Genomic DNA, 22,660 nt, shown 5'->3' with positions numbered 1-22,660 from the left:
GCTATGCTAGTCGACAACAAAAACCAGTATTAAGCGATTGTTGGGCACAGTCAGATTAAAGACAGAAAGAGGGATTTTCTTGAGTAATTGGGACACGAAGTTCGCACGGAAGGGATTCACTTTTGACGATGTGTTGTTGATTCCAGCAGAAAGCCACGTTTTACCGCAAGACGTTGATTTACACGTTCAGCTGGCACCAAACTTGAAGTTAAACATCCCGATTCTTTCCGCGGGGATGGATACCGTCACCACCGCTGATATGGCCATTGCGATGGCCCGCCAAGGCGGCTTAGGCGTCATTCATAAGAACATGAGCATTGCGCAGCAAGCTGATGAAGTGTTGACGGTTAAGCGTTCGGAAAATGGGGTCATCATCAACCCGTTTTTCCTCACTGCTAATGACCCGGTTTCAGCCGCCAATGCCTTGATGAAGAAGTATCGCATTTCCGGCGTGCCGATTGTGGATTCCAAAGATTCCCGCAAGCTCACCGGCATCATCACCAACCGCGATTTGCGTTATGTCGATGATCACAGTGTGGCCATCGGTTCCGTGATGACCTCAGAAAATCTGGTCACCGCGCCAACCGGCACCAGCTTGAAGGAAGCAGAAGCCATTCTGCAAGCGCACAAGATTGAAAAGTTGCCTTTGGTTGATGAAGATGGCCGCTTGTCTGGCTTGATCACCATCAAGGATATCGAAAAAGTCGTCGAATTCCCTGATGCCGCTAAAGATGACCACGGCCGGCTGCTGGTGGCGGCGGCGGTAGGCGTCACTTCTGACACCTTCGAACGTGCCCAGGCGCTGCTTGACGCTGGTGCTGATGCGATTGTCATCGATACCGCGCATGGCCATAGTGCCGGGGTTCTGCGTAAGATCAAGGAAATTCGGGCCCACTTCCCGCAAGCTACATTGATTGCCGGGAATGTCGCGACGGCGGAAGGCGCCGCGGCGCTGTACGACGCCGGCGTTGATGTTGTGAAAGTCGGCATTGGCCCTGGCTCCATTTGTACCACTCGGATCGTGGCTGGGGTCGGCGTGCCGCAATTAACTGCGGTATACGATGCCGCTACCGAAGCCCGTAAGCGCGGCAAGGCCATCATCGCTGATGGTGGGATCAAGTACTCTGGCGATATCGTGAAGGCCTTGGCGGCTGGCGGTTCTGCTGTCATGCTCGGGTCCATGCTCGCCGGCACCGATGAAGCGCCAGGCCAAATGGAAATTTATCAAGGCCGCCGCTTCAAGACGTACCGCGGCATGGGTTCCCTGGGCGCCATGGAACAGTCCCATGGCTCTAAGGATCGCTACTTCCAAAGTGGCGTCAACGAAGCCAAGAAGTTGGTGCCGGAAGGGATCGAAGGCCGGGTCGCTTACAAGGGCAGCTTAGCCGATGTCATTTACCAAATGGATGGCGGTTTGCGGTCAGGGATGGGCTATGTTGGGGCGCCAACGATTACCGCGCTGCAGGATAATGCCCAGTTCATCCAGATTTCTGGAGCGGGCCTGCGTGAAAGCCATCCGCATGATGTCCAGATTACCAAGGAAGCTCCAAACTATTCCGTCGAATAAGCTCTGTTTGAAAAGGCCGCCGCGTGCGGCTTTTTCTTTTGGCGGGGGAATGGCGCCGGTGGTGGCGGTGGTGGCTCCGCTTGGGGCGCAAGGCTGGCAGTGCGGCCGGTTGGAGCCGAAGAGCGGTCTCCAACCTAAAGTTGAAGCCAGGCTCGCTTTGCTCGTTGCTGTCTTCAACTTTGCCGCGATGAGGACTGGTCAGCCTGCTAAATGCGCAGTCTGACTAGTCCTCATCGGTTCACTACGGGTCTCGCCCCCCAAGCTCCGCCCCCACCGCTGCCACCGGCTGGATAACAGAAGGGGGCCCGAAGCAGTGAGCAATGGTTGATCTAGCCCAGGTTTGGTTTCTTGAGATTTTTCAACGCTTGAAACCTGCACAAGCAAGGAACAGTCGCATTTGGTACAATGTAGGCGGTACCGAATACGCCACAAGTTAATGGAGCCTAATCATGAAAATTCTTATTGTAGACGATGATAAAGAAATCGTTGAATTACTGAGTATTTACGTTAAAAACGAACACTATGAACCGGTTTTGGCATACAGCGGCAAAGAAGCGATGACCAAGTTGGCCACTAACCCTGACATTGCGCTGATGATTTTGGATATCATGATGCCGAATATGTCTGGCATCGAAGTGGTTAAGCAGGTGCGCAAGGATTCCCAGATTCCGATCATTATCGTGTCGGCGAAGACTGGCGATATGGATAAGATTCAGGGGCTCATCACCGGCGCGGATGACTATGTGACCAAGCCGTTTAATCCGCTGGAAGTAATGGCGCGGGTCAAGAGTTTGCTGCGGCGCAGTACGAATAATGTCACCAACAACGAACCAGATCAGCTAGAAGTCGGGCCGTTGACGATTCAGCGCGATAGTCATGAAGTGACGACGCTAACCGGTAAGCAGATTCAGCTGACCGCGCTGGAGTTTGGCATTTTGTATTTGCTGGCCAGCCATCCCAACCGCGTGTTCTCAGCGGATGAGATTTTTGAGCGCGTTTGGCAACAAGAATCGATTGTGTCAGCTAAAACGGTCATGGTCCATGTGTCGCATTTGCGCGATAAAATTGAAGAAGCGACCGGCGGCGAAAAAGTGATTGAAACCGTCTGGGGCGTCGGGTATAAGGTCGAGGGCTAAGCATGGGAGAAAAAGTCCGTCTGACTGGCAAGGAGAAATCCGAGCTGTGGTTTGAAGGCGTTGTGACTGTCGTGCTCTTGTTGATGCTGAATTATGCAGTCTTCGTGCTGCTCAAGGAATTGATTGCCAGTAGTCAGCAGCTGCAAGACTCGATTTGGAGTGTCAAAAACGTTCTGACCTTTGGCCAAGACCGCCAGCATTTATGGAGCTGGCGCAATGTCTTCATGATTTTTATGTTCCTGCTGGATGTGCTGGTGGTGTACTGGCGACTCATCAGGCGCTATCGGCAGATTCAGATGCGTCATGTGATCCGCGAATTGCATTACATTGCGGATGGTCATTTGGATCATCGGATTCAGTTCAAGGTCAACACGGATTTGCAAAAGGTGATTAACTCCATCAATGCGCTGGTGGATTCGACGGTTAATTCGATGAAGGAAGAACGCCGCATTGAAAGCAGCAAAGACGAGCTGATCACCAATGTGTCGCATGACATTCGCACGCCGTTGACGTCGATTATCGGCTACTTGGGCCTGATTGAGGATCAGCAGTATCGCAGCGAAGATGAATTGATCAAATACACGCATACCGCGTATTTGAAGGCCAAGCAGATGAAAGTGTTGGTGGAAGATCTCTTTGAATACACCAAGGTCCGCCAAACCACTACGCCGCTGAATGCGGTGGAATTTGACATGGTGGCGATGCTGGAACAGCTGGCCGCCAGCTTTGAATTGGAAGGCCACAAGCATGGCTTGCGGTTTGTCGTGTCAGGCAAGCCAGATCCGTTAATGATGCAAGCTGACACCCAAAAACTGGGCCGTGTTTTCAACAACTTGATTGCCAACGCTTTGAAGTATGGCCAAGGCGCCAAGCACATTTTCCTGGATGCCCAGAAAATCGGCTCAGAAGTCGTGGTGAAAGTATCAAATGACGGCGCGCAAATCCCGAATGATTCGCTGAGCCAGTTGTTCGACCGCTTTTACCGCGTTGAGGAATCACGTTCGCAGGAAACCGGCGGCACCGGCTTGGGGCTGGCGATTGCGCAAAGCATTGTCACCTTGCATGGCGGTTACATCTATGCGGATTCCAGTCCCGAACTCACCAGTTTTGTCATGCACTTACCGCTGCGGTTGGGCCAAACCTTGAAGCCTACCGCCCCTAAAAAAGAAGCTTAGGAGTTTGAAAATGAAAAAAATTTGGCGCACTGTCATCGCCTTAGTCGCAAGTTTGAGTGTTTGGGCCGCAGTCAGTCCCACCCCTGCCTTGGCCGCTACCAATGTCAACGTGGATGCCAAGGCGGCGTTGGCCGTGGATGCGAAAACGGGGCAGATTTTATATGCCAAAAATGCCGATCAGAAGCTCCCAATTGCTTCGATGACCAAAATGATTTCACTGTATCTGGTGCTTCAAGCCGTGCATGATGGCAAGTTGAAGTGGACCGATACGGTGTCACCGGATCAGTCGATTTACGAACTGGCCAAGGACCGGTCGCTGTCTGGGGTGCCATTGGAGCCAGAGAATAAGTACACCATCAAAGAACTCTATGACGCCAGTGTGATTTACTCGGCGAATGATGCGATGATGCTCCTGGCCAACGCTCTGGCCGGCTCGCAGGCCAATTTTGTGACTAAAATGCAGGCCCAACTGAAAAAATGGGGCATTAACGATGCCGACATCGTCAACGTCACCGGGCTGAACAACAGTGCCCTGAAAACCGACCGAGTCGCAGGCACTGGCGATAATGCCGAAAACGAAATGTCGGCGAAGGATATGGCCATTGTCGCCAGCCACTTGCTGAATGATTACCCGGAAATTCTGAACACCACCAGTATCGCGTCGCAGGTGTTCCGCAAAGGCACCAGCGATGAAACCAAAATGGATAACTATAACTGGATGCTCAAGGGCTTAGTGTCCGCGCAAGGCGATTTGCCCGTCGATGGGCTCAAAACCGGAACCACGGACTTGGCCGGTAACTGTTTCACCGGAACGGTTAAGAAGAATGGCTACCGGATTATTACCGTGGTCCTGCATGCCAATGGGACCGCCAGCACCCGGCGCTTTGACCAAACCGCTGCGTTGATGCGGGCTGTCTTTGCCGCTTGGAAGCCATTGGTCGCCACCAAAGCTAACCAAGCCGTGGCCGGGCATGCCAAGCTGACCATTGATAAAGGCAAGCAAAGTAGCGTCGCCTTGAAAGCAACCAGCACCACCGAATTACTGGTGCCTCAAGCCACCACGGCGAAGGATTTGACTTATACTTATCATGCCAACAAAGGCTTTAGTGGTAAGGCCGAAGCACCAGTCAAAAAAGGCACCACCACAGGCACTGTCACGGTGAACGTGAAAGGCGAACAACTCAGCTATCTGAGCACGCCGGGGAATCAAACCACGCTGAAAACGACCAAGGCTGCAGAAAAAGCCAACTTCTTTGTTCTATTGTTCCGTGGCATTGGTGAATTTTTCGGCAATCTGTTTTAATCAGTTCAAGGGAGATCTCGATTGTGCAGTATCATGAAATGACTGCCGACGGGTTAAAAACCTTAAAAGCGGAAGTCGTTTTGCTTCAAGCCGAGCGGCCGCGGCGCATTCAGGCGTTAGCGGCGGCGCGGGCGTTAGGTGATTTGTCTGAAAATGCCGATTACAGTGCCGCCAAACGCGACCTGCGGCATTTGGAAAGTCGCTTGCGTTACTTAGATAAGGTCATTCGTTACGCACAGGTGGTCTCGACCACCCCCACGGCGATTGCAGACATCGGTAAAAAGGTGACAGTGCGCTTTGACGATGATGACGACACTGCCACCTATCGCCTGGTGGGCCCACATGAAGCCAGCATGCGGCCAGATAATCTGGCCATTAACTCGCCGCTGGGGCGCGCCATCAATGGTCAACGCGTGGGCGCGACGGTCACGGTGACCGCGCCCAGCGGGGACTATGCAGTGACGCTGATCAAGTTGGCCTAAATCGATATGTTATAATTGACCTAATAAAAAAGGTCGCGGAGGAGTTCAACCATGGCACTTTCACTACATGCATGTATTTTGCTTTTAAAAGAGCACCATCTGCTGAAAAGTAGTGCGGTGCAAAGTGATGTCGATACCGACATGACCGGCATCGCCTATGATTCGCGCAAAGTCTCCGGACCGACGCTGTTTTTCTGCAAAGGCAACCACTTCCGGCCAATTTATCTCTCCATGGCCAAGGACAATGGGGCCACGACTTATGTGGCGGAGAAGCCTTACGTCGAAGGCAATGGGATGAACGCTTTAATCGTGGTGAATATCACCAAGGCGATGGCGATTTTGGCGGCGGCGTTTTATGATTTTCCGCAAGACGATTTGTTCGTCATTGCCTTCACCGGCACCAAGGGCAAAACCACGTCGGCGTATTTCACGCGCGGGATTTTGGAAGAAGCGCACCCGAAACACGTGGCATTGTTCTCCACCATTGACCGCATCGTGGGCCCGAATCCAGATCAGCGCTTCAAGTCTGATTTAACCACACCGGAATCTGTGGATCTGTTCCATGATATGCGGGCCGCCGTCGATAACGGCATGACCCATCTGGTGATGGAAGTGTCCAGTCAGGCTTACCTGCGCAATCGGGTGTTTGGCCTGAGCTTTGATGTTGGCTTTTTCCTCAACATTACGCCAGACCACATTGGCCCGAATGAACACCCGACCTTTGCCAACTACCTGCACAACAAGCTGCAGCTGGTGGTGAACTCAAGGCAGGTGGTGCTGAATGCCGAAACTGAGCACTTCGATGAAGTGTACGCTGCCGCCACCACGACCACGTATCCTGACAGCATTTATCTGTACGCCAGCACCAACTTCAAGCCGCAGCGTGATGACATCGAAATCGATTTTCGCTTCGATAGCCAAACGCTGAACACGACTTATAGCCAGTTCCAGCTGATTCCGGTGACCGACAAGGCCGCGGCTTTGAATGTCGGCGGTCAGTACCAGTTGAGTCTGATTGGCGACTTCAATGAAAGCAACGCCACCGCCGCCATTATCGGCGCTGGCTTGGCTGGAGTGGATGGGGCCAAAGCGATGCCTGGCATTCGCCAAGTCACCATTCCTGGCCGGATGGAGCACCTCGCCATTCCCGGTCACGGCACCGTTTACGTCGATTATGCCCATAACTATGGCGGCATGAAGGCTTTACTCCACTTCCTGAAGGCAGAATACCATGATCCCCGGATGGCGGTCGTGGTCGGTTCGCCTGGTGATAAAGGCGTCTCGCGCCGCCCAGGCTTCAGCAAGGTGCTGAACGAGTACGCCACGACGGCATATCTCACCACGGATGATCCCGGGTTTGAAGATCCGGCCAAAATTGCGGCAGAAATCGATGCCGGCATCGATCACGATCAGGTGCAGGTGGAAACGATTTTGGACCGGCGCGAGGCCATCCAAACCGCAATTGAAGCCAGCCGCGACGGTGACGTCGTGCTGGTTGCCGCTAAAGGCGCCGATCCTTATCAGAAGGTCCGCGGCATTGATACCCCATGGCCAACCGATATGGCAGTGGTGAAGGAAGTCGCCGCCAACTTGGCGCAAGCCTAATGTTCAGTGAGGTCGCTAGGCGCCGCCCAACCGCACACGGTTGAGTGGCGTTTTTTCGTGTGAAGGAGGCAATTGTTTTGACACATTTAACCGCATTGACCGATACGTTTACGCTAACCAATGGCGTGCAAGTGCCTATCGTCGGCTTTGGCGCCACCGCCGCGACCACACCCGCCAGTGTGGTGGCCGCGCTGGCCGCCGGCTACCGCCAGCTTGAGCTGACTGCCGGCAGTGAAGGCGCAGTGGTCGCGGGCCTGCAAACGACAGGGGTGACGCGGGCAGACTTATTTATCACCGCGCAATTAAAAACAGACGCCACCAGCTGTATGCCAGCGGCCATTGCGGCGACGCTTCAGGCCTTGCACACCGATTATCTGGATCTTGCCCTGTTGCCAGACGCCACTACCACGCTGGCGACAAACTGGCAGGCGTTAGAGACGGCACTGGCCGCAGGTCAAGTTCGCGCCATCGGCCTCGCTGATTTTCAGCCCGATCAAATCGCTGCCTTGGCCCAAACGGCGCTGGTGCCGCCAATGGTCAACCAACTGCGCCTCAACCCCGCCGACCAACAACCCGCTGCTGTTGCCGCCAGCAAAACCGCGCACATGGTAGTGGCCGCCTACAGCACCTTGGCGGCCGGGGCACTACTGACGCTCAAGCCCTTACGCAAAATGGCCGCCCGCTACCAGCGCACCCCAGCCCAACTCGTCTTGCGCTGGGCCCTGCAGCATGACTATCTCCCACTTCCGCGAGCACAAGATCCAGCCCACATCCAAGAAAACGCCCAGCTCTTTGATTTCGAGTTGAGCTTCCATGACATGCAGGTCTTGGATGCACTGCAAGGCAGGTCAGTTACGCCAAAGCGGTCGAGATAGACATGAGTGCGATGTTACCTGTGGCCTAGTATGACCTCGTGTGGGCAGGCAACCGCCAATCACAAAACTGTGGCAGACAAATTGAAGATAGCAGTCAACAACTACCGTAGGGCAGGACAACCGGAGCAGGCAGGGGCTCAGGGGTGAAATTGTTCTTAGCCAACTTGTTGGCTTAGAACAAGCCGCGACTTTAAGACTCGCAGCGCGAGGCTCAAAGCGCTGGCCACCCCGTTCCAGCCCCTGGCGGCGGAGGTTGTCCTGACCGGACGCGCTTCACGGGTTAGCCATTATCCTAAAAGCGCCCCACGCCACAGCCTTTATGGTAGAATACCTAAGTTAACTTTTTAAGGAGGCGCGAGATGTACGAAGCGACAAAACGCAGACACGTGAGCGACCAAGTGGCGGCAGTGTTCCCGGAGGAAGTCACCAACCAGTTGTTTGACGTGATTAATTTGATGAATAAAAGCAAGCAACTGGTAACCGCGCCGGTGGCCTTTGCCTTTTCCGATGACCATACCGACAATGAACTGTATGCCATGCTGATCCAAGGCAACTTGGCGCCAGCACAAGAATTCCCGCTGACCTATGAAGGCGACAAGGACTTCTTGGGCCATGGTTATATCTTGATTGCCAAAGACAATCCCAAGGCGATCTACATTGATTTTAGTAAGGCCAATGATTTGAGTGAACTGTAAAAAGGGCGTCGCGCCCTTTTTTTGTGGCGGTTTTTTCAGAAAATTGCTGGTCAGCCGGCGCTAAGTACGGTACACTATTACCTGTTAATCGTAACCATTACTGTTATTGCTGGAGGGAATTAGATGCAGGCACCGATGTTGACCGTCAAACAGCTGGCTTTCGGCTTTCACGACCGGCCGCTATACCACGATTTGTCCTTTACCCTAGAGCGCGGGAGCATGACGAGCTTGATTGGGGCGAATGGCGTGGGTAAAACCACTTTGACCCGGCTCATCATGGGCCAGCTCAAACCAACCAGCGGTGAGCTGATTACGGCCCCGGATATGCGGCTTGGCTATGTGCCACAGTTTCGCAATATCGATCCGGAGTACCCGTTATCCATTCGCAGCTTTGTTCAGTTGAATCAGCGCCAATCCCGCTGGCCTTGGCATGGAAAAAAAGAGCAGCAGGCTCTCACTGCCGTCCTTCAGGAAACTGGCCTGCTGGCCCGCCAGCAGCAACGACTGGGTATGGCCAGTGGTGGTGAGAAGCAAAAAGCTTACCTGGCGCAGGCGCTTTTGACGCGGCCGAATTTTTTGATTCTTGATGAAGCGACCGCTAGTTTGGATATCAAAACCAAAACTGAACTGATGACCCTAGTCCGGGAGCTGAATGCCAAGCATGATTTGACCGTGCTGTTTGTCACGCATGATTTGGAGTTGGCCAAACAATACACCCAGCAGTATCTGCTCCTAACGCCAGAGGGATATGAACTGAATCAAACCAAATTAATGGATGAATCGCGCATGCCGCAAGAGCTTCAACCCGCCGAGGAGGTGCACTAATGTTTGCTTATGACTTCATGCAAAATGCCTTTCTCGCCAGCACTTTCATTGCCGTGACTTGTGGGGTAGTAGGGGTGTTCGTCACGGCGCGGGGGCTGTCCTTTTTAGCCCACACCTTATCGGAAATCGGTTTTGCCGGTGCGGCCTTTGCGGTGCTGGTCGGCATTCCGCCGCTGGATGGCATGCTGTTAACGACGGTGATCAGCTCGGTGTCGGTGGGGCGGCTGTCGGTGAAAGCCAGCCGGCGCGAGGCTTCAATCAGCGCGGTATCAAGCCTGTTTACGGGCCTAGGGATTCTGTTTTTGGCGTTATCCGCCAAAAGCGCGAGCTACGCGACGACGATTTTGTTTGGGAGCATCATTGGCATTTCCCGGGCCGATGTTTGGCAGCTGGTGCTGCTCGCCTTGGTGGTGTTGATCACCATTGCCATCGGGTTTCGCGGGCTGGCGTTTGACTCCTTTGATTCGGTTGGTGCTCAGGCCCAAAACCTGCGGCGCAATGCGATTTCGGTGTACTTCCTGCTGATTTTGGCGATATCGGTCTCCATTGGGGCCCAAATCGTCGGCAGTTTATTGGTCTTCATTTTACTGACCCTGCCCTCAGCAGTGGCGAAATACCTGGGTAAAACCTTGCCGCAAATGTTGACGATTGCGGTGGTAGTGGCTTTGATTGGGGTATGGGCTGGATTGGTGCTCGGCTATTACACCAACTGGCCGGTGACCTTCTTCATCGCCGCCATCGAGTGTCTGTTTTACTTCGCAGCGCTCATGATGAAGCACAGAACGGAATAATCTTTGTTCAAGCGGCACCTTGATGTGATGGGCATCAGGGTGTTTTTTTATAGGCATTATCTACTTATTTGTTAAGTTTCCGCGACAACACTATTTTTTTCATGGCAAACGCGCATTCTTAAGGAGAATCGGGTAAACTATTGAAAGAATGATTGTACGCTGGAGGGTAAGGATGGACAGACAAAGTATACATCGCCGATCACGCCGGCATCCGCTAGGCAAAGTGATTGGCCTCATCGCAATGACCATTGTCCTGCTCGCTTGCAGCTACGGCTTAAGGCTGTATTCGCAGACGAAAACCGCCATTGATAAAACCTACGATAACACTACCGTGAAAAAGAAAAAGGTGGACCTCAGCAAGCAAAAGCCAATCAGCGTGCTGCTGCTAGGCACCGACACTGGGGCGCTGGGGCGCAGTGAAAAAGGGCGCACGGATACGATGATTTTGGTCACCGTTAATCCCAAGGCGCGCCGCACCACGATGATCAGCATTCCTCGGGATACCTTGAGTCATGTCACCAGCAGCATTTACACCGGCGCCACCAAAATCAACGCCCAGTACTTCTACAACGGCTCGGCCGGGGCGGTAGATGCAGTGAAAACCTTGCTGAATGTGCCGATTAACTACTACGCCTTGGTGAATATGGGCGGTCTGGAAAAAATCGTTGATGCCGTGGGCGGTGTCGATGTGAATGTTCAATTCTCCTGGTCAGATCCTTATTCCAAAGGCACCTTCACCAAAGGCCCGGCCCATTTGAACGGCGAGCAGGCCTTGGCTTACGCGCGGATGCGCCACCAGGATCCGCAAGGGGATTACGGGCGCCAGCAGCGCCAGCAAGAAGTGATTGCCGCCATCGTCGCGAATGTACTATCAACCAAAACCTTGAGTAACTACCATGACCTGATGGACTCGTTATCCGAGAATATGCGCACCAACCTGAACTTCGATGAATTGCTCACGTTAGCCAATACTTACCGTGGCGCCTTCAAAACCGTCAATAAAGACAGCTTAAAAGGCGACGGTGCCTACATCGGCGGCGCCTCGTATCAAATTCCAACCACCACCGAGCTGCAGCGCATTTCCGATTTGGCCCGCACTGAATTGAGCCTAGAGAAAACCCCCTTGGATAATTACAACACCAAGGAAAATGCCGCCAACACCTCAAACGGCTTTGATTGGAACGACGGGAATAACCCGGATTACCATATTTATTGATGAATTGAGAAAACATCTGACCCTACCATTAACGGTGGGGCCAGATGTTTTTTAGTGGGCAATCCTGGCTGTGAACTAGTGCGTCCCCGGCAAATAAAAAGGCCTCACTTCATAGAAGCAAGGCCTGGTTGATCTAACCGATAATGGTGACCGTGGCAGATAAGACGCCGGCAGCAGGAATTTGACTGTTGGGCATGGCCACATCAATTTGGTGCGGGTTGCCAGCTGCGAAGCCGCCGGTATCGTTAACGGTCCGATACAAGGTGACGCCGTTGGACATTTGGATTTTAACGCGCGTGCCCCGTGGCAGAACGCTGAGGTTAGCGGCAATACCGCCGTAACCCATGCTTGAGCCCATCGCAGCGGGGTCATAGAAGGTCACTTTGAAGGTGCCCTTGTTGACGCCGCTAGTGGCAGCGGACTGGCTGGTGGTTTGGTGAGAAACGGTGACGACCTTAGCTTGCGCCTTGGCTTTCGCCGCAGCATCGGCCTTAGCTTTCGCCTCGGCGTCAGCCTTCGCTTTAGCGGCGGCCTCAGCTTTGGCCTTATCTTCGGCCTGCTTTTTGACCAAGGCTTCGTAATCCGCGTTGACGCCTGGCTTGATCGGGCTGATCTTGGCCGGCGCGGTCGCGATGGTGTTGGTCTTGATGATGGTCGCAGCGGTTTGCGCTGCGGCTGGGGTGTTACCAGAAACTTCAGCGGCGCGGGTTTGCGCATCGCTTTGTTCGATCGCTTCAACTGGTTGCGTGCTGCTATAAATAGCAAACACAGCGGCAAGCATCGTCATGAGACTAATACTTGCGATAGACGTTTTCTTGAATTTGATAAAACTCACTCCTAAATGATTAGTAATACTCGTTCTCCCCTTACTACAACTCGCAGTATATCGAGTTGGTATGTCATGCAAGTGCCAGTCGGTTTACAAAAGCCGCTATTTCTGTCACACTGTCACACTGGTGTAATAAAACCGCGAGATAATTTGTTTGAAACCGGATTTATGGCTTTTTCGCTCAAAAATGGGCGATGAAAGGCCGGAAAAGGGTGGATACACCAAGTCATCCCCACTTGGCCAATCAAACCGGGGCCATTTTGGGACGACCTGCCACGGCCTGGTTTGAGCCGTTGTTCATTTTGTTGGTCAGAGAAGACGCGTATAATAGAAGATAATTAACTAAAGGGGGTGCCCGGTGTGACCATGTATCGAGAAAAACGGTTCGAAGAGATTAAACGACTGCTCACTGAGCGCAAAGAATTGAGTATCGATGACATCATGCAAGCCGTTGGCGTTTCCCGTGATACAGCCCGCCGAGATGTGGTTGCTTTGGCGGCCAGCGGGGCGGGTCGCCGCACCCGCGGCGGGATTGTGTCGCTCACCTTTGGGCATACGGTGCCGAGTTATTCGGAGCGGTTGAAGCTTTTTTCAGCGGAGAAAACCGCGATGGCCAAAACCGCCCTGTCCTTGATCCGCCCAGGCGGGGTTTATTTCATTGATGATTCAACGACATTACTGAAGTTGTCACAAAGTATTAATAGTGAAGTGACGGTGTATACGCATTCACTCGATAATGCCATCGCCTTATCGGTCAAAGGGGATGTGACGCTGCGCATTTTAGGTGGCAAGCTCAATCATCATGGCCGCTTTTTCTTTGAGCCAGCGACTTTGACCCAGTTGGGCCGCATCGCTTTTGATGCCGCGTTCATCGGTGCCACTGCCATTAGCAAAGATGGGGTGTACTTCCCTTATGCCGATGACGCTGAAGTTAAGGCCACTTTGGCGCAAGCGGCGCGGCAGGTGATTGTGGTGTCTGAAACCCAGAAGTTCAAAATTCAAGCACCGTACCGCGGCTTTCCGCTGGCTGCCATTGACACGTTGATTACCGAGCGCGCCTTGACCCCAGCTGAGCGCCAATGGTTCAGCCCGAAGCTCACGTTGCTGGCGGCGAATAGTTAAAGATGAGTAACTGTTAAGGCCTTTGGGTAGGCACGGCAGGTGAAATTTGTTACATTAAACGCACATGAAAGCAGAAATGGTGGTGGCGGTTTGACGACCCCTCTCGTATCGGTGATCGTTCCAATTTATAATATTGCGCCTTATGTTCAGCGCGGCTTGGCGAGTTTGCTGGCCCAGGACTATCGCAACCTGCAGCTGATCTTAGTCGACGATCACTCGGACGATGATTCGGCAGCGGTGATTGCCGCCTATGCCAAGCAGGATGCGCGGATTGAGCCGGTGTATTTGCCGCGCAACCGCGGCGTTTCTGCGGCCCGCAATGCCGGCTTAGCCGTCGCCCGGGGGTTGTACGTGGCCTTTATGGACGGGGATGACTGGCTGACGCCTGATTATATCAGCCGCTTTGTGACAACTTTGGAGCAAGGCCCCTATGACATCTTGGTCAGTCCTTTTTATGTGGATGACCCTACAGCCAGTACTGTCCCGAACCGGCTGCTCAAGGACCGGGTGCTGACGCGCAAGCAGTTTATTCGCGGCATGTTGGCTCCGGTGGGCGTCATTCGCGGCTACTTATGGAATAAATTCTATCGCCGGAGCATCATCGAGTCGGCGCACTTGCGCTTCGACGAGCGGGTGGCGATTATGGAAGATGAGCTCTTTAATGTGGAATATGCCTTGGCCGCCAGTCGCTTTTACTATCTCGGCGTGCCGGCGTATCATCACGTGATACGCGCGGATTCGGCGACCCAGTCGATTGGCGTGATTGGCGCACTGCCGAAACAAATCACGGCGCTGTGGTCGATACAGCGCCTGATTCGCACGCGCTATCAAAGCGGCGCCGTGCCTGAAGAACCCTTGCGGTCAGAGCGATAGGAGAAAGAATGGAAAATCAATATCAAAGTCGGCGGCAGATCAAACGGCGGGCCAGAGCTATTTTGCGGCAGCCGGGGATGTACAAACAGTTAATCCTGGCCAATTTATTACCTTGGCTGATTTCAGTGGCCTTTGCCTTCTTGGCAGTTTACACCGTGATGCAGGTGATGCTGGCCTTTGGGCTAGAGAATGTGGCTAATAACCCCAACAACTTCATCGACTACTATCAAGGCAATACCGCCGTTGAGCAGCAAACCATGCTGAAGTCCCTGATCATGCTGTGGTTCAGTCAAAGTATTGCGTTCACTGCCCTGGATCTCGTGCGCCAGCCTGATCAAACCATCAGTGGTTGGCAAGTGATTTTTCGCACCTTTAACAGCCGCTTCTTCTTTGGCATTTTGGCCGTGTACATTTACACCGTGGTCTTTATCAGTTTGGGGCTGGCCGCCTTTGTCATTCCAGGCATCATGCTGATGTTTGGCCTGCATGTGGCGTATTACGTTTACTATGATGGCAAGAACCATCCTGATGGCCGCTACTTCTCAGCGCTAACTGCCGTGGGCCGCGCCTGGCGCATGATGCGCGGGCATAAGTTCGACTACTTCGTGTTGCAGTTGACCTTAATTGGCTGGTCGCTGTTAGAAACACTGACCATGCATGTCTTTGATGTTTTCATTCAGCCCTATCTGCAACTCGTTGACGCGGGGTTCTACGCCACCGTGCGCCAGCAGTATGATGACGAACAAGCCATGTTGAAAGACGACATGTAAGCAAACAAAAAACGCATCTGACCAGCCCGGTCAGGTGCGTTTTTGCTTGGTTAAGCGAAGCGGTTGCTCCGAATTAGGAGTCCAGCCACCACGCTGAAAATGGCTAGGCTGACCAGGTCAAACCAGTAGCTGAACAAAATGGTGCCGGCAAAGGCATAAGCGAAAGCTAAAAGCATGCCCAAAAGCACCGCCACGGTATTGAGCACGCCGTTGGTCGCGGCTTGATTGGCGGCGAACTCTTGATCAAAAGGCAGTCCGCGTAAGCTGATTTTACCAATCGCCAAGGTGAGGGCCAGCGTCAAGGCGGTGGAAGCCAGTCCCGCAGTCACCGCGTGCAGGCCCATGAATGGCAGGGAGAGTAGCGCCATGATGACAATGAAAGGGAAAAAGAGGCGCATGTACATGGCTAAGATCACGCTTTGGCGAATGCGACTCTGATGCCCGAAAGGCACGTAATTGAACACCGCCACGGCCGTGGGCTGAGTGGAAAATTTCAAATTCAAAATCGCCAGTGGCGCGGCGATGATCAGGCACACCGCCATGTAGCCGACCATGTGGCTTAGATAGCTGCCAGCGCTGTCGCGCATGATGCTAGCCACCAACACCAGCGGCAAAATGAACGCGTAAGCCAGCTGCGGATACACCCGCAGTTTATAGTCGCGCTGCGATTGGAGCTGGCGCCAGCCGAGGGTGTAATAAGCGGCAGTTTCCCGCGAGCGGGTGGCCAAGCGGCGGGTCAGTTTGAACCACCAGCCAGCTTTGGCGACGCGGTCAGAGCTTTGATCCAGTTTTTCCAGCAGCTGCTCGAAGCGGCCGGCATTGTGCAAGTACAAGGCGAACAAACCGGCAGTGACCGCCAGGCTCAGAAAGGTGAAAAGCAGGCTTAAGCTGCCAATATCCCCATGGGCCAGCAGAGGCAACCCGGAGAACCACATCGGGACGGCAATGAATTCCCACCAGACAAAATGCAGTGACAAGTTAAAGTTCATGTGGCTGATGACATCTGGGCCAAGGATATTAGGCAACTGGCCCGCGGCATACAAAGCAATTGCCATGCCGATTTGCACCACGTTGAGGATGTTCTTGAGCTTTTCCCCATCGAAGAAGTGTAGCACCAGCATATACATGAACAGGGCAATGACCAAACTGAAAATGGCGAGGATAAAGGCGGCAATCAGCACCGCAATCCCGACCAGTACGCCGAATTGCAAGCCAAGGATGATGGCCGCTGGTAACGCCAGCGCCGCCATGGTGACGAGTAAAAACAACCCGACAATGGTTAACTTTGCCGCATTTAAGGTGCGATCTGAGACTCCGCGCACGGTAAAAATCGGCCGGTCGCGCGGATCAAGCAGTAAGCTGGCGTAGGACGTCAACATGGTCAAGAAAAACATCAAAAACAAAAAGCCGAACAGGACGGCCAAGCGGCTGAAAAGCACCATGGGGATGAACATCATGAGGCCAATTAAGGCGCCAATCAGCAAATTGCCCAGAAACGTCCACAGCAACGTGCGCGCGGGCCGCTTGGTTTTGCGGGGCCGCTTTTGGCCGGTTAGGCTGGTGCGACCGCTGCGATTGGCTAAAGTCAGCTTGGTGCTGATAATCAGGCAAAACTGGGCGTAGTTAATGCCCATGCGGGTGAGTGTTTTGCGCCAGTGACGCAGCCAGCGCAGGCTTTTTGGTAAGGCGGGTTCATTCATGGTCAGCCGCCTCCGTCACAATATCCACGAAGGCCTTCGCTTTTTCACCGTGTTCGGCAAAGCCAGTGAGGTCGTTGAACAATTGCTGCAAGTTGGTATCGGCGTTGGCGGCAATGCTGGAGAACGAGCCGTCTGCGATCACCGTGCCGTTATTCAGCAGAATAATCCGATCCGACAGCTTCTGCACGACATCCATGATGTGGCTGGAATAGAAAATCGTTTTACCCCGGTTCCGCAGTTCCTGCAGAATTTCTTCCACGACCAGCACGGAGTTGGCATCCAAGCCATTCAGTGGCTCGTCCCAAAACAGAATGTCAGGATCATGCAAAAGGCTCGCGATGATCAGCACCATTTGCCGCATCCCCTTTGAATAGGAGGTAATTCGGCGGTCAAACGCGGCGCCCAGCCCCACGATTTCCGCCAGCGCCTCCGCCTTTTGCCCGGCGGCGGTGTCGGTCATGCCGTACAACTGACCAATCAAGGTCAAATACTCGCGGGCCGTTAACGCATCGAAGACATCGGCGGCTTCTGGGACGTAGCCGATGTGCTGCTTGTAGCTGTCGTCATCTGGATCCAAAATGCGCCCTTGCAGCGAAATCTGGCCGGCGTCTTGCGTCAACAATCCTAAGATGATTTTGACGGTGGTACTTTTCCCAGCCCCATTTTGCCCAATGTACCCCACAATGGTGCCAGGTTCGATTGAGAAGGAAACATCCTTCAACACCTGGTGGCCATTGAAGCTTTTTTGAATGTGTTCAAGTGTGATTGCTGCTGTCATTTTGCCTCTCCTCCAATTTGAGGATAGTATGCTCGATAGTGAAATGTTTTACAAGTGAAAATCGTTAGGTGACAAATTTGATAGTCAGCAGGGTGAACGCAATAAAAAAGCTCGCATCGCTGCGAGCTTGGGTTAATAGGTCTTCATTTTGTTAATCGGCCAGTAGCGCCAAACCACCACGGATTGCACCTTGCTAGCCTTGACGAAGCCAAAGCTGCGACTGTCCTTGGAAACTAGGCGGTTATCCCCCATGACGAAGTAGCTATTCTTCGGTACCGTGCGCCGCGCCGTAGACGGCAGTGTGGCTAGCGAGAAGTCATAAGTGAAATTCAAGCTCGCCGGGTCGATGCCTTGTTTCTTGGCGTAGTTGGTGACCGAGGTTTGTTCGAACTTTTTATTGAGATAAGGCTCGGCCGTTTTTTTACCATTAATATAAAGCACATTGTTTTTGAACGCGATGGTGTCACCAGGCATCCCGATCACCCGCTTGATATACAGCACGCCGGGATCGTCTGGGGCATCGATGACGACAATATCATCGCGCTTCACCTTTTTGTGGCGTAGTGAGTACAACCGATCGCCGTCGTTTAAGGTTGGCTCCATGGAAGGCCCCTGCACGAAGTCTTTGCTGATGACAAAGCGAATTAACAGCTGCGTGCCTAAAGCCACCACCGCAACCATAATCAGCAATTCGATCAGCGTGCGACCCCAACTTGTTTTTTTCTTCAAAACAACACCTTCTCGGTTCAATTTCACTTAGCATACCACAGGAGGAATCGAAAATGAAAGGCTACAGAAAAGGCTGCGAAGGAAGGCCGTCTTTAGCCTGATGATTAGCCTAGGTAGCTGGGTTGCCACCGTTTTTTGGTGGCGGGCCAGCTGCCGTAGCTAATCACTCAGGCGTTGGCCTTCCGTAGCGCGACTAGAAAAGGCTGCGAAGGCCGGCGGGCTTAGTCGGATGGATAGCCTTTCTACCGCATGTCAGTCTGTACGTGCTTCGCACTACAGACTGATCAAGCCGAATTTTAGCCAGGCGCCCCGCCAGCAGCCCCTCACCGTGAAATGTTACCCTTAGCTCAGGGCTGGCTTAACCAAACGCCCCTGATTGTTCTGCTAGTCGCACGCGCCGGACAATATCGCCATACCGCGTCAAGGTTAAACACCATTTATGGGGGATGTCGATGTAGCCGCCAGCCAGACCCGCGGCGCCGCCGGTTAACGCCCCGGTGGCATCGGCCCGGCCGCCGAGGTTCACCGCCGTCAGCAAGCGCGAGCGATAATCGCTGCCGGTTTGCAAGGCGTACCACACGACCCCGAGAATATTGCGCGGAGTGGGTGGGGCTTGTGCCATCACCGCGGCGCGCTGGGCATCAAGCTGGGTCAGCACCTGGAAATCGAGACCCGCCGGCTGATGTTGCCAGTGGGCGAGGCCGGCCGCAAGACTCGTGGCCAAGGCATCAGTCAGGGTGTGGTCGGCTAGAAGCTGCATGATGAGCTGGGTATAAAGGCTGGCCGCGATTTGATTGGCGTCATCCGTCGCGGTCAAGGCGACAAAAGCGTGCAGTTGCGTCAGCGCCAGCGGCTGGGTGAAAAGATTTTGGCCGAAGCGGGCGAATAAGTAATAGGCCATGGGTAGCACGCGAACCAAACCAGTAGGCTCATTGATTGTGGTGCCGAGAGTTTGGCCGGCGATGGCACGTTGCACGCTCGGCCAAATGTCAACGATGGGGCCAGTGTACGCAGCATATTCAAAGGTTTCCGCCCAGCGCCGGTATTCGTTCAAAATGCGGCGCGGGTCGAAGCCGTGGGTTAAAGCCGCCATCGTGGCCAAGTTCATCGCCGTTTCGTCAGAATAATAGCCGGCGGGCAAGCCAAAGTGGCCATAACCGCGCATGGCGGTGACGGGATTTTGGGTGAGGACGGCCTGCGTTTCACCTTGGACCGGTAACCCCATGGCGTCACCAATCGCGGCCCCAATCATCGCGGCGGTCAACCGTGAGTCCACAATTGCCATCTGCATCATCTCCTTAGAGCCGCATTATTATAGAAGCAAGCGGAAATGACAAGCAACTTGCTCAATTGTCAAACCAGGCTGGTTGTGATAGGGTATTATGTACTGTTTTCAGAAAATATGGCGGATTAACGCCAACTCGCATTTCAAAGGAAAGGAGCCCTTATCGTGAGCGTATTGACTGTCACCGGCCTCTCGCAGCGTTTTCTCGACAAGCAGCTGTATCAGGACGCTAATTTTCAAGTCAATGAGGCCGATCATCTCGGCGTGATTGGTCAAAACGGGGTCGGCAAAAGTACCCTGATCAAGATCCTGACTGGCAGCCTCGAACCCGATGAGGGCAAAATCGTTTGGCAAAAGCACCTCCATGTCGGTTATTTGGATCAGTATGTGAACCTCAAACCCGGCCAAACGGTGGGGCAGTTTTTGCATACGGCGTTTGCCAGTTTGTATGCCAAAGAAGCGAAGATGAATAAAATCTACGCTGACTACGCCGAGCATCCTGATGATGAACTACTGGAGAAGGCCGGTACGTTGCAGCAGGAGCTGGAAGCCAACGATTTTTATGATCTGGATACGAAGGTCAATTCCGTGGCTACCGGGTTGGGCCTGGACGCTATTGGCCTGGATCACCCGGTTGATGCTTTGTCTGGGGGTCAGCGGTCGAAGATCATTTTGGCCAAACTGCTGCTCGAAAAACCCGACATGTTGTTGCTGGACGAACCGACGAACTACTTGGATGTGAGTCATATTCAATGGCTGACGGAGTGGCTGCAGGACTTCGAAGGCGCCTTTATCGTCATCTCGCATGACTATGACTTCCTGGAAGACGTCACCAATGCAATTTTGGATATCGAGTTCGGTACCATCACCAAGTACACAGGTTCGCTGCATCAAGCGATGCGCCAAAAAGAAGCCGATCATGATACTTATATGAAGGCTTACGAAAAACAGCAAACAGAAATCAAGAAGCAAGAAGCCTTCATCCGTAAGTTTAAGGCCGGCACCCGGTCAACCATGGCGAAGAGTCGCGAGAAGCAACTGGCGCGCATGACCAAGCTCACGCCGCCGGGCAACCGCGCGCATGCTAAACTGGTTTTTCCTTACCAAGAAGTGCAAAGTCGCATCCTGATCGATGTCACCGATTTGCTGGTGGGCTATGACCAGCCTTTGCTGGCGCCAATCAATTTTTCAGTGGCCAAAGATGAAGTCATCGCCTTAGAAGGGTTTAACGGAATTGGTAAAACCACGCTGCTGCGTTCGATACTCGGCGAGCTGCCCACGCTGGGCGGTAGCGTTGAAATTGCCGATAACGTCAAGTTCGCCTACTTTGAGCAGGAACTGAACTGGGCGGTGCCCAAGCAAACCCCACTGCAGTTTTTGATGGGCAAGTATCCGGCACTCAGTCAGCGCCCGCTGCGGCAAGTGATGGCACGCACGGCCTTGACTCATGAAGAAATGGATAAGCCGCTGCAGATGCTTTCAGGGGGCGAACAAAGCAAGGTCAAGCTGGCCGATTTGATGCTGCAACCAAGCAATGTCTTGATTATGGATGAACCGACCAATCACTTAGATGAAGATACCAAAAATGCGCTGGCCGCCGCTTTGCAGGCGTACCCAGGGGCGATTTTGATGGTTTCGCATGAAACCGGCTTTTATGATGATAGCTGGGTTGATACGACCATTAATATTGAAAACCTGCGGGCGACCAAATAGGCAATTTGTCATTTGCACGGATGAAAAGGGCCAAGTTAACCATCCCGGTTAGCTTGGCCCTTTCTGCATGCTTATGGTTTGCTGATGATGAAGAGCTGGAAGGCGTAATCTTCTTGCACCGGGAGCAGCTGGTTCGCGTGTTCTGCCCCCACGGCCTGTGCTAAGCGGTTAGCCGCCTGGCCTGAAAAGGGCCGGTCGAAAGCATCAAGCACGTCGGCCACAGCCATTTGCTCAGTTTGGTGATAGCGGAATTCGGCGGTGGTGAAGGCCCACTGATGGGCAGTTAGGGCCGTGGTCAAGGCGGCCGCTTTAGCCGGATCGGCTTGCGGCATTACCGGAACCGGCAGATCCAGCTGCTTAGCGAGGGCGGTGATGAGTGAATTAGCGGCCAATGTTTGCAGATTAATGGCAAGGGTGTGGGTGGTCAAGGCTAGCAAGGCTGGTAATTGTTCAGGTTGCAAGGTGGGCAGCTGACTGACAAAAACCAGATCAGCGCGCGGCACCGGCGGCAGTGTCGTCCAGTCGGTATGGGTCAATGTAAACTGGCGTTGGTGCTGGTTCAGCAAGGCCCCGGCTTGAGTAAGCATCTGCTGGGACCAGTCCAACAGCTCAATCTGTTTGGCTTGGCGGCTCAGCGGTAAGGCATAACGACCACTGCCTGCGGCCAGATCCAGGACCCGCATTGTCTTCAGTGGTAGGGCTCGTGCCAGTGCGGCCACCACGTCATCTTGGATCGGTAGTCGCGATTCGCGTTGCACGGCCGCGTAAGTGGCGGCGAAAGCATCCCAATCGGCTTCGTTCATGGTCTTCCCTCATTTCTATCGCTATCTTAGCAGACTTTGTGAAAAAAGCGGGGTATTTTACAAAAGTCGTTGACACTAAAAGAGCAGGTTGGTATGATATTAAAGTTGTCGCGAGCGATAAACGCGTTCGCATCAAGCATTTGAAAACTTCCTGTTGACACTGCTTGGCAAACGAGATATACTAATAAAGTTGTCGCAAGCGACACAGTGGTCCTTTGAAAACTGAACAAAGTTTCGTAAATGTGATAGGGCTTTTCGATTTAAATCGAAGAGAATTAAACATGAGCGAAGTCAATTCGCAAACAACAAATCGAGCTATTCAAATAACTCATTATATGAGAGTTTGATCCTGGCTCAGGATGAACGCTGGCGGCGTGCCTAATACATG

The 22,660-nt window shown here is 53.3% G+C and carries 21 protein-coding genes; 15 read left to right on the top strand and 6 right to left on the bottom strand.

Features of this window, described 5'->3' with window-relative positions; genetic code table 11:
* Positions 1-79: 79 nt before the first annotated feature.
* From guaB to AAA927_RS07690, 11 genes are all read left to right on the top strand, one after another.
* Positions 80-1,567 carry an IMP dehydrogenase gene (guaB, locus tag AAA927_RS07740; RefSeq protein ID WP_338217219.1) on the top strand — a complete coding sequence of 496 codons (1,488 nt, stop codon included), beginning with the start codon at positions 80-82 and terminating at the stop codon, positions 1,565-1,567.
* A 449-nt stretch (positions 1,568-2,016) separates the two neighbouring features.
* A complete protein-coding gene (gene croR, locus AAA927_RS07735) occupies positions 2,017-2,703 on the top strand; it encodes a response regulator transcription factor CroR (RefSeq protein ID WP_204119055.1) in 687 nt (228 codons plus the stop codon).
* Between the two features lie 2 nt (positions 2,704-2,705).
* Complete coding sequence (locus AAA927_RS07730) at positions 2,706-3,878, top strand: sensor histidine kinase (protein ID WP_338217216.1); 1,173 nt, start codon at positions 2,706-2,708, stop codon at positions 3,876-3,878.
* A gap of 10 nt (positions 3,879-3,888) precedes the next feature.
* Complete coding sequence (locus AAA927_RS07725) at positions 3,889-5,181, top strand: D-alanyl-D-alanine carboxypeptidase family protein (protein ID WP_338217214.1); 1,293 nt, start codon at positions 3,889-3,891, stop codon at positions 5,179-5,181.
* Between the two features lie 20 nt (positions 5,182-5,201).
* Entirely contained in the window at positions 5,202-5,663 is a 462-nt protein-coding gene (gene greA / locus AAA927_RS07720; RefSeq protein WP_338217331.1) for a transcription elongation factor GreA, read from the top strand.
* A gap of 51 nt (positions 5,664-5,714) precedes the next feature.
* On the top strand, positions 5,715-7,268 hold the full coding sequence (locus AAA927_RS07715; RefSeq protein ID WP_338217212.1) for a UDP-N-acetylmuramoyl-L-alanyl-D-glutamate--2,6-diaminopimelate ligase: 1,554 nt from the start codon (positions 5,715-5,717) through the stop codon (positions 7,266-7,268).
* A 77-nt stretch (positions 7,269-7,345) separates the two neighbouring features.
* A complete protein-coding gene (locus AAA927_RS07710) occupies positions 7,346-8,143 on the top strand; it encodes an aldo/keto reductase (protein WP_338217210.1) in 798 nt (265 codons plus the stop codon).
* Positions 8,144-8,502: 359 nt separating this feature from the next.
* Positions 8,503-8,838 (top strand): hypothetical protein, encoded by a 336-nt coding sequence (locus tag AAA927_RS07705; RefSeq protein WP_204119059.1) that lies wholly within the window; start codon positions 8,503-8,505, stop codon positions 8,836-8,838.
* A gap of 123 nt (positions 8,839-8,961) precedes the next feature.
* Positions 8,962-9,663, top strand: a complete 702-nt coding sequence (locus AAA927_RS07700; RefSeq protein ID WP_338217208.1) for a metal ABC transporter ATP-binding protein — start codon at positions 8,962-8,964, stop codon at positions 9,661-9,663.
* A complete protein-coding gene (locus tag AAA927_RS07695; RefSeq protein WP_338217206.1) occupies positions 9,663-10,454 on the top strand; it encodes a metal ABC transporter permease in 792 nt (263 codons plus the stop codon). The genes AAA927_RS07700 and AAA927_RS07695 overlap by 1 nt, the downstream gene beginning before the upstream one ends.
* 172 nt (positions 10,455-10,626) lie before the next feature.
* Complete coding sequence (locus AAA927_RS07690; RefSeq protein WP_338217204.1) at positions 10,627-11,670, top strand: LCP family protein; 1,044 nt, start codon at positions 10,627-10,629, stop codon at positions 11,668-11,670.
* Between the two features lie 133 nt (positions 11,671-11,803).
* On the opposite strand, the gene AAA927_RS07685 is transcribed toward AAA927_RS07690, so the two are convergent.
* A complete protein-coding gene (locus tag AAA927_RS07685) occupies positions 11,804-12,457 on the bottom strand; it encodes a hydrolase (RefSeq protein WP_338217202.1) in 654 nt (217 codons plus the stop codon).
* Between the two features lie 402 nt (positions 12,458-12,859).
* Here AAA927_RS07685 and AAA927_RS07680 point away from each other — a divergent pair, with 402 nt between their 5' ends.
* The 3 genes from AAA927_RS07680 to AAA927_RS07670 all read left to right on the top strand — a co-directional run bounded on the left by AAA927_RS07680 (position 12,860) and on the right by AAA927_RS07670 (position 15,264).
* On the top strand, positions 12,860-13,621 hold the full coding sequence (locus AAA927_RS07680; RefSeq protein WP_125582938.1) for a DeoR/GlpR family DNA-binding transcription regulator: 762 nt from the start codon (positions 12,860-12,862) through the stop codon (positions 13,619-13,621).
* Between the two features lie 90 nt (positions 13,622-13,711).
* Entirely contained in the window at positions 13,712-14,494 is a 783-nt protein-coding gene (locus tag AAA927_RS07675; protein ID WP_338217200.1) for a glycosyltransferase family 2 protein, read from the top strand.
* Between the two features lie 8 nt (positions 14,495-14,502).
* The gene (locus tag AAA927_RS07670; RefSeq protein WP_338217198.1) at positions 14,503-15,264 is read left to right on the top strand and encodes a DUF975 family protein; all 762 of its coding nucleotides are present in this window, start codon (positions 14,503-14,505) and stop codon (positions 15,262-15,264) included.
* Between the two features lie 50 nt (positions 15,265-15,314).
* On the opposite strand, the gene AAA927_RS07665 is transcribed toward AAA927_RS07670, so the two are convergent.
* From AAA927_RS07665 to AAA927_RS07650, 4 genes are all read right to left on the bottom strand, one after another.
* Positions 15,315-16,964 (bottom strand): ABC transporter permease, encoded by a 1,650-nt coding sequence (locus AAA927_RS07665; protein WP_338217196.1) that lies wholly within the window; start codon positions 16,962-16,964, stop codon positions 15,315-15,317.
* Entirely contained in the window at positions 16,957-17,742 is a 786-nt protein-coding gene (locus AAA927_RS07660; protein ID WP_338217194.1) for an ABC transporter ATP-binding protein, read from the bottom strand. Before AAA927_RS07660 ends, AAA927_RS07665 begins: the two co-directional genes overlap by 8 nt.
* A gap of 132 nt (positions 17,743-17,874) precedes the next feature.
* Complete coding sequence (gene lepB, locus AAA927_RS07655; RefSeq protein WP_164507983.1) at positions 17,875-18,423, bottom strand: signal peptidase I; 549 nt, start codon at positions 18,421-18,423, stop codon at positions 17,875-17,877.
* A 406-nt stretch (positions 18,424-18,829) separates the two neighbouring features.
* Positions 18,830-19,756, bottom strand: a complete 927-nt coding sequence (locus AAA927_RS07650) for an ADP-ribosylglycohydrolase family protein (protein WP_338217193.1) — start codon at positions 19,754-19,756, stop codon at positions 18,830-18,832.
* Between the two features lie 165 nt (positions 19,757-19,921).
* Here AAA927_RS07650 and AAA927_RS07645 point away from each other — a divergent pair, with 165 nt between their 5' ends.
* Positions 19,922-21,469 carry an ABC-F family ATP-binding cassette domain-containing protein gene (locus AAA927_RS07645; RefSeq protein ID WP_338217191.1) on the top strand — a complete coding sequence of 516 codons (1,548 nt, stop codon included), beginning with the start codon at positions 19,922-19,924 and terminating at the stop codon, positions 21,467-21,469.
* Positions 21,470-21,540: 71 nt separating this feature from the next.
* Here AAA927_RS07645 and AAA927_RS07640 read toward each other — a convergent pair whose 3' ends face one another.
* Complete coding sequence (locus tag AAA927_RS07640; RefSeq protein ID WP_338217189.1) at positions 21,541-22,272, bottom strand: class I SAM-dependent methyltransferase; 732 nt, start codon at positions 22,270-22,272, stop codon at positions 21,541-21,543.
* Positions 22,273-22,660 lie beyond the last annotated feature (388 nt).

This window comes from Lacticaseibacillus salsurivasis (genome assembly GCF_036246225.1).
Lineage (GTDB): Bacteria > Bacillota > Bacilli > Lactobacillales > Lactobacillaceae > Lacticaseibacillus > Lacticaseibacillus salsurivasis.
Note: the sequence above shows the minus strand (reverse complement) of the source record. Positions and strands in the feature narration are given on the sequence as shown.

Coding starts and splice junctions, on each gene's coding strand:
- AAA927_RS07665 (WP_338217196.1), bottom strand. CDS start 16,964: ATGAATGAACCCGCCTTACCAAAAAGCCTGCGCTGGCTGCGTCACTGG.
- AAA927_RS07690 (WP_338217204.1), top strand. CDS start 10,627: ATGGACAGACAAAGTATACATCGCCGATCACGCCGGCATCCGCTAGGC.
- AAA927_RS07695 (WP_338217206.1), top strand. CDS start 9,663: ATGTTTGCTTATGACTTCATGCAAAATGCCTTTCTCGCCAGCACTTTC.
- croR (WP_204119055.1), top strand. CDS start 2,017: ATGAAAATTCTTATTGTAGACGATGATAAAGAAATCGTTGAATTACTG.
- AAA927_RS07660 (WP_338217194.1), bottom strand. CDS start 17,742: ATGACAGCAGCAATCACACTTGAACACATTCAAAAAAGCTTCAATGGC.
- AAA927_RS07700 (WP_338217208.1), top strand. CDS start 8,962: ATGCAGGCACCGATGTTGACCGTCAAACAGCTGGCTTTCGGCTTTCAC.
- lepB (WP_164507983.1), bottom strand. CDS start 18,423: ATGGTTGCGGTGGTGGCTTTAGGCACGCAGCTGTTAATTCGCTTTGTC.
- AAA927_RS07705 (WP_204119059.1), top strand. CDS start 8,503: ATGTACGAAGCGACAAAACGCAGACACGTGAGCGACCAAGTGGCGGCA.
- AAA927_RS07650 (WP_338217193.1), bottom strand. CDS start 19,756: ATGGCAATTGTGGACTCACGGTTGACCGCCGCGATGATTGGGGCCGCG.
- AAA927_RS07670 (WP_338217198.1), top strand. CDS start 14,503: ATGGAAAATCAATATCAAAGTCGGCGGCAGATCAAACGGCGGGCCAGA.
- AAA927_RS07685 (WP_338217202.1), bottom strand. CDS start 12,457: ATGACGATGCTTGCCGCTGTGTTTGCTATTTATAGCAGCACGCAACCA.
- AAA927_RS07715 (WP_338217212.1), top strand. CDS start 5,715: ATGGCACTTTCACTACATGCATGTATTTTGCTTTTAAAAGAGCACCAT.
- AAA927_RS07725 (WP_338217214.1), top strand. CDS start 3,889: ATGAAAAAAATTTGGCGCACTGTCATCGCCTTAGTCGCAAGTTTGAGT.
- AAA927_RS07730 (WP_338217216.1), top strand. CDS start 2,706: ATGGGAGAAAAAGTCCGTCTGACTGGCAAGGAGAAATCCGAGCTGTGG.
- AAA927_RS07640 (WP_338217189.1), bottom strand. CDS start 22,272: ATGAACGAAGCCGATTGGGATGCTTTCGCCGCCACTTACGCGGCCGTG.